At 32.4% G+C, this 6,826-nt stretch carries 6 protein-coding genes; 2 read left to right on the top strand and 4 right to left on the bottom strand.

The genetic code is table 11. The annotated features are described in order from the left end of the window. Nucleotides 1-14 precede the first annotated feature (14 nt). Both ABYI63_RS09910 and ABYI63_RS09905 read left to right on the top strand, forming a co-directional pair. Nucleotides 15-155, top strand: a complete 141-nt coding sequence (locus ABYI63_RS09910; protein ID WP_372756010.1) for a transposase — start codon at nucleotides 15-17, stop codon at nucleotides 153-155. Nucleotides 156-565: 410 nt separating this feature from the next. Beyond that, complete coding sequence (locus ABYI63_RS09905) at nucleotides 566-1,438, top strand: AraC family transcriptional regulator (RefSeq protein ID WP_372756008.1); 873 nt, start codon at nucleotides 566-568, stop codon at nucleotides 1,436-1,438. Between the two features lies 1 nt (nucleotide 1,439). Here ABYI63_RS09905 and ABYI63_RS09900 read toward each other — a convergent pair whose 3' ends face one another. The 4 genes from ABYI63_RS09900 to ABYI63_RS09885 form a co-directional block, all read right to left on the bottom strand. Continuing rightward, entirely contained in the window at nucleotides 1,440-2,093 is a 654-nt protein-coding gene (locus ABYI63_RS09900) for an HD domain-containing protein (RefSeq protein WP_372756006.1), read from the bottom strand. Between the two features lie 66 nt (nucleotides 2,094-2,159). Next, nucleotides 2,160-3,158, bottom strand: coding sequence for an acyl-ACP desaturase (locus ABYI63_RS09895; protein WP_372756004.1), 999 nt, complete (start codon nucleotides 3,156-3,158; stop codon nucleotides 2,160-2,162). 10 nt (nucleotides 3,159-3,168) lie between these two features. After that, on the bottom strand, nucleotides 3,169-3,906 hold the full coding sequence (locus ABYI63_RS09890; protein WP_372756002.1) for a lysophospholipid acyltransferase family protein: 738 nt from the start codon (nucleotides 3,904-3,906) through the stop codon (nucleotides 3,169-3,171). Between the two features lie 156 nt (nucleotides 3,907-4,062). Beyond that, the gene (locus ABYI63_RS09885) at nucleotides 4,063-6,594 is read right to left on the bottom strand and encodes a cation-translocating P-type ATPase (RefSeq protein WP_372756000.1); all 2,532 of its coding nucleotides are present in this window, start codon (nucleotides 6,592-6,594) and stop codon (nucleotides 4,063-4,065) included. Nucleotides 6,595-6,826: the final 232 nt, after the last annotated feature.

The following is a 6,826-nucleotide window of genomic DNA, read 5'->3' as shown; positions in this document are numbered from 1 at the left end:
TCAATTATAAATCAATCCTAAACTATTTTATAAATAGAAGTACAAATGCTTCGGCCGAAGCATTCAATGCAAAAATTAAAGCCTTTAGGACACAGTTTAGAGGTGTTAAAAATGTAGAATTCTTTCTTTACAGATTAACTACAATTTTTGCATAAACACAACAATTGAGATTGATCCATTCGTAATCTCCCCATTATTTAAAATTGGGGCAAAAAAAAAGTGAGCCACCACAGCTCACTTTACCAACTAAACTAAATAAGACATTAAACTAATTATTAATGAATATTGTTACTCTTTTTTATCAGAGTTATATTGTATATATTTATCTTTTCTAAAACTTTGAGTTGAATTGTTTTTTGATATTTTTATATCTTATTACTTTCAACATTACAAAGATATGGTGGTTGTGTTTCTAACAAAACAACAGATTTGACCAATTTATATGCTATATTAACTGTTAACAATTTGTTAAATGGATGATAAGTTAAAATAACATAGATTTAAGGCAAAGGAATACATATTTAGAAAATAATATGTTGTAATTTTGTTTAAGAAAAAAATTGTTATGATTAATAAAAAACCAACTTTTAGGAAGCTGACCCCAAGTTTCGGAAGTTCTATATTAGTTAAACAACATGTAGAAACGATAGATAAAAATGGAGCGTACTGGCATTTTCATCCAGAGCTTGAGCTTATATATATCAACAAAGGTCAGGGAAAAACACATATAGGAAATCATTTATCCTATTTTAATAATAGTCAATTAATACTTATTGGTTCTAACCTGCCACACAATGGTTTTACCGATAGGCTAACTGCGAACGGAACCGAAACTACTGTTCAGTTTAAATCTAATTTTTTAGGCGACGACTTTTTGAATGTTCCAGAAATGGCAAACATTATCGCTTTGTTTGAAAGAGCGAAAAAAGGGATCCGATTTAAAATTGAATCTAAGCAGAAAATAGGTTCTAAAATTGAGAAACTAACAGAACATCAAGGGTTAAAAAGAATTCTAAAGTTTTTAGAAATTTTAGATTATTTAGCTACAACCGACGATTACAGTTTGTTAAATGCTGATGGTTTTGCTTTTGAAACAGAGCCGCAAGACAGTGGTAAAATTGATGTTATTTTTAAGTATGTCAACAAAAATTTTCACAATCATATAACCTTAGATGAAATAGCGGATGAGGTGAGTATGACTGTGCCTGCATTTTGTAGATACTTCAAAAAAGCTACAGGTAAAACATTTACCCAATTGGTAAACGAATACCGTGTTGTGCATGCTACTAAGTTGCTAAACGAAAGCCAAAAAAGTATTGCTGATATTTGTTTTGAATGCGGATTTAATAATTTCTCGCATTTCAATAAGCAGTTTAACGAGATTACAGGTAAAAGTGCTTCAAACTATAGAAAGGAAATTAAGTTAATAATTCAATAAATTAACTTATTCCGTTCCATTCATTATAAAATTGGTTAAGATATAGCTGCATAAACTCATGTCTTTGTGTTGCTATGTTTTTTCCGGTGTTAGTATTCATTTTGTCTTTTAAAATCAATAATTTCTCATAAAAATGATTAATGCTAGGAGCATTGGAGGCCTTATATTCCTCTTTATTCATATTTAAATTAGGTTTAATGTCTGGGTTATAAATTTCCCGGTTTTTAAATCCTCCGTAATTAAAACAGCGTGCAATGCCAATTGCGCCAATTGCATCCAATCTATCCGCATCCTGAACAACATCTAATTCCAGTGATTTAAATTTTTGAGATTCATTCCCTCCTTTAAAAGAAATATTTTCAATAATCTTAATAACGTGTTCTATAATTTTAGAATCTACGTTAAGATTAAATAAGAATTCGCGTGCTTTTTTAGGGCCAATAGTTTCATCACCATCATGGAATTTACTATCGGCAATATCATGAAGCAGGGCGCCTAATTGCACCACAAACTCATCTACTGCTTCATTTTTAGCAATTAATAGGGTGTTTTTATAAACACGTTCTATATGAAACCAGTCATGCCCGCCTTCGGCATTAGCTAATTGTGTTTTTACAAAAGCGATGGTTTTATTTATTATTTGTGTTGAAGTCATAAGTGTATAAAAATAAAAATTCCTTTCGGTTTTGAAAGGAATTTATTTGTGTTTTAAAGTAGAATACTACTTAATTATAGCTGGTTCTACCCATTTAAATTGAAATGAATTTTCTGGTATCTTCATTCGTTCAGATAAGCGATACATTCTAGCAGGTAGTTTCAATAAATAATCTCTGGCTTTTTCTGCTTCATCCGTTAATCCAGTGATTTTATCAATTTCCCAACGAGTATTTAATTTATCTAAAATATCAACATAATCAGTTGCCGTGTAAACACCTATGCGTTGTGCTGTATTCGAAAATTCTTCAAAAGCGGTACTTATTTTATTGCCGGATTCTCTTAAAAAATGTGCTGGCATGGTAATTTTTCGCTTCATCATATCATGAAATGCCAACATCATTTGGCTGGGGTCCACTTTAAAAATACGTTCCACAAATTCTGAATAGGCATGGTGATGACGCATTTCGTCTCCAGAAATTATTTTACACATTTTTCCTAATTGTTTGTTGCCATTTTTACTCGCAATTTTAGCAACTCGGTTGTGTGAAATGTAAGTTGCCAACTCCTGAAAACTAGTGTATACAAAGTTTTTATAAGGATCTCTATCGGTACCAATATCAAAACCATCGGCAATAAGGTGTTGCGTGGTTATTTCAATTTCACGCATATTTACACGACCAGAAAGGTACAAGTATTTATTAAGTACATCTCCATGTCGGTTTTCCTCACCTGTCCAGTGACGTACCCATTTGGCCCATCCATTTTCATTTTCCCGATCTACCTGATCTACTCCTTCCACATCCATTAACCACGATTCATAAGTGGGTAATGCTTCCTCAGTAATCATATCACCTACTAAAACAACCCAAAAATCATAAGGTAACTCTTTTGAAAGTTCTCTTATTTCACGAACGTCTTCAAAAAAAGAATCTTTTTCAGAATTTGGCAAAAAATCTGTAGGTTGCCATATTTTATCAATAGGGATTAAGTATTTTTGAATTAAAGACTCAACGTCTTTTTCCAAAAATTGCATTACTTCTAATCTCCTGTTTTTTAACGACATTTTTTATATTTTAAGAATTTATACTGCCCTTAATAGTAGTTTCAATACTATTAATTAGTTCTTGTTTATTTGCAAAGGTACTAACTTTTAAAGGCTTATGCACAGTAAAAGTTATATGTGTGCCTAATCCCATAGGAAAATTGCCGTATTTTAACATTTTCCATGAATTATTAATAGTAATTGGCACTACTAATGCTGAAGGAATTTTTTTAAATAATACTTCTAAACCTTTGGTTTGAAAAGGTTTTGGTACGCCGTTCTTACTTCTTGTTCCTTCCGGAAAAATAACGGCTGCCCGCTTATTAGTTTCAATATATTCACCGAAGGCCATTAGGGCAGGTAGCGATTGCCTAGGGTTTTTTCTATCAATTAGGGCTGCTCCCCCATGTCTTAAATTATAGGATACACTCGGGATGCCTTTTCCTAATTCTATTTTGCTGATGAATTTAGGATGATACTTACGCATATACCATGTAATTGGGTAAATATCGTGTAGGCTTTGATGATTAGCAACTATAATTAAGGGTTGATCGGTTTCTATATCATACGGGTTTGTAAACGTAAAGCGTGTGCCTAATATATTGGCGCAGCGCATTAAAGCGAACTGCAACACATCAACACTTTTTTTATGAGCTTCATATCCAAACATGTTAAAACATACCCATTGAATGGGATGGAAAATAACAAGTGTTAAAAAGAAACACGCAGTATAAACAGCAGATATTGGATAAGATATTATTTTTTGCATACCCCAAAAATAACAAAAAACAGTTTTTAAAAAATAGGGACTCAACTGTTATTTTTACAATTTGTATTTAGCAGCGTTAAAATGAATAACCGAAGGGATAAAATTTAGTAATATGTATATTCAAGCATTGGCAGTAATAACAATACGTACCAAAGATTAGTAAACTGAATTTGTTCTTGTTTTAAGTTTCTTAGATTTTAATCTTGTGTTTAATTTTACGAATTCGTACCAAATTACCGATATGAAACCTATCCCGATACATATTAAAAGCTGAGCATAGCTTAAGGTGTCAAATTCAAAGAATTTGGTTAATGTAGGAACAAATAATAACAGTGCCGAAATTGTAATTGTTATGCCTATTATTAGAACAATTAAGTGGTTTTTGTATTTGAAGGTGGTGAATATTGAATAATAAAATGAACGGTTTACCAGAGTTAAAAATATGTTTGCAACAATTAAAACCGTAAAAACCATGGTTCTTGTTTTTGCTTCATCTAATGAAGCATGAACAGCATATTGATATGCAATTAGAGTGCCTGCTGTTATTGCTAATCCTTGCAGAATGCTAGTGGTAAGCTCCTTCCAATTAAAAAATGTGGTAGTAAAGGGTCTTGGTTTTTGGGACATCAGATTTTTTTCTATTGGTTCATTTTCAAAAATGATAGAACAAGTTGGCCCCATAATTAATTCTAAAAATATTATATGAACTGGTGAAAAAATATTGGGATACACCCAACCCAATGCCAATGGAATAAATACCGTAAGAATAATGGGTATATGGATGGAAATAACGTATTGAATTGCTTTTTTAAGGTTAGTATAAATTTTTCTACCCATAGCTACGGCTTCAACCATTTTAGATAGATCATCTTCTGGTAAAATTAAGGAGGCTGCTTGTTTGGCTATTTCTGTTCCTTTTTTACCCATGGCAATCCCAATATGTGCCGCTTTTAAGGCAGGTCCATCATTAACGCCGTCGCCAGTCATGGCAACGATTTCATTGTTTGCTTTTAGGGCATTAATAATTTTTAATTTGGCTTCCGGAAACATTCTGTAAAAAAGAGCGGTATCCTTAACGGCTTGTTGTAATTCGGTATCCGATAACTTCATTAGATCGTCGCCCGCTTCACCTTTCTCCAGCCCTCTAAACCCAATTTGTTTGGCAATGGCTATGGTTGTTTCTGCGTTGTCTCCTGTTATTATTTTTACTGCAATACCAGCTTCATAAAGGTCGTTTAATACTTTGTTGATGTTTTCTTTTGGTGGATCATAAAAAGCAATTATGCCTTTAAATTGAAATGCAATGTCTTGTTGATTTTTTGGGAAATCGTCCTTTTTAAAATCACTTTCGGCTACACCTAAAACCCTATAACCTTCTTTTGTTAAGGTTAGTATGGCGTTTTCAATTTGTGTTATTTCTTCACTTTGTAAATCACAAACCTGTATTAATGCCTCTGGCGCTCCTTTTGCTGCTATAATTCTTTGGCCCAAATCATTTTCAAAAATGTGTGTCATCATGGGTGGTTTTCCACTTAACGGGTATTCATGAATAATTTTGTAATGAGGCCTTTCGTCTTCTTTATTCAAGTTGATGTACGCATTATGTAGCGCTATTTCCATGGGGTCGAACGGTATGGGTTCGCTTGCCCACATAGCCGATACTATCAATTTTTTTTCGTCGTCAGTTAGTATTGAATTTGGATTTGTAATGGTTTTAGTAGCAATTGAAAAAACGTTTACTAAACTCATTTTATTTTCGGTAATAGTTCCGGTTTTATCTACACAAATAACAGTGGCGCTTCCTAAGGTTTCAACAGTTTTCATTTGCTTAACAATAATTCCCATTTTCATTAATCGCCAGGCACCAATGGCCATAAAGAACGTAAACGCCATGGGGATTTCCTCAGGTAAAATACTCATGGCCAAAGTGAGTGCTTTTAATAAACTGTCTAATAAGTTGTAAGAGATAAAATAATTGATGGCCCAAACAATTGCAAAAACAATGGTTCCTACGAAAACCATTTTTTTAACAAAATCGTTAATTTGAAGCTGTAATGGTGTGTTTTCTTCGGAAATGTCTTCTAGACTTTTTCCAATTTCGCCTAATTTGGTTTCATTACCAATGTTAGTAATAGTAGCAATAGCTAAACCACTTACCACGTGTGTTCCTTTAAAAATTAAATTATCGGTAGTATCTTTATCTTTAAAAACAGACAAAGATTCGCCAGTTAAAATGGATTCGTTTACTGAAAAATCGTTGGAATGAATAATTATGCCATCTGCTGTAATCGCGGTGCCTTCTTCTACAATTAGATAATCGCCAACAACTAGGTCTTCGCTTTTAATTTCTTCTGTTTTGCCGTTTCTAATTACTTTACAATGTGGTTGTGTAAAACTTTTTAGTTTTTCTAGTGCGTTACGACTTCTGGCATCCTGATATAAGGAAATTATGGAAACGATAATGATTGCCGAGGCAAGAAAAATACTGTCTCCTATATTTCCACTTACTAGATATATGATTGAAGCCGCTAATAAAAGGATAATCATGGGTTCCTTAATTAGTTTTTTTACGGCATCTAAAAAACTACTGTCTTGTTTAAAGTTTAGGGTGTTTTGTCCAAATTTTTCCCGAGAAAGGATAACTTCCTCATTGTTTAAGCCTTTTATGTTGAAGTTATTTACGGGCATTGGTGTAGATTATTTTTTTTAAATGATTTTACAATCTTCAACTTTGAATAAGAGACCAGAGATTCCTAAAAAGCCAATGAACCAAAAATTATTTAGAAATTCGCCTGAAAGAAAAAATGTAATTATAGTAAAAAGCGTAATTAATACTTGTATAAATTCAAATGTTAGGGATTTTACTATTTTAGTCATATTACTATAATTCATTACTATCAAAAAAAAATGATGAGCGAAC

Origin of the sequence: Mariniflexile sp. (genome assembly GCF_041583155.1) — a bacterium.
Lineage (GTDB): Bacteria > Bacteroidota > Bacteroidia > Flavobacteriales > Flavobacteriaceae > Mariniflexile.
This window is presented reverse-complemented; position numbering and strand designations above follow the sequence as displayed.

Coding starts and splice junctions, on each gene's coding strand:
- ABYI63_RS09900 (WP_372756006.1), bottom strand. CDS start 2,093: ATGACTTCAACACAAATAATAAATAAAACCATCGCTTTTGTAAAAACA.
- ABYI63_RS09895 (WP_372756004.1), bottom strand. CDS start 3,158: ATGTCGTTAAAAAACAGGAGATTAGAAGTAATGCAATTTTTGGAAAAA.
- ABYI63_RS09890 (WP_372756002.1), bottom strand. CDS start 3,906: ATGCAAAAAATAATATCTTATCCAATATCTGCTGTTTATACTGCGTGT.
- ABYI63_RS09905 (WP_372756008.1), top strand. CDS start 566: ATGATTAATAAAAAACCAACTTTTAGGAAGCTGACCCCAAGTTTCGGA.
- ABYI63_RS09885 (WP_372756000.1), bottom strand. CDS start 6,594: ATGCCCGTAAATAACTTCAACATAAAAGGCTTAAACAATGAGGAAGTT.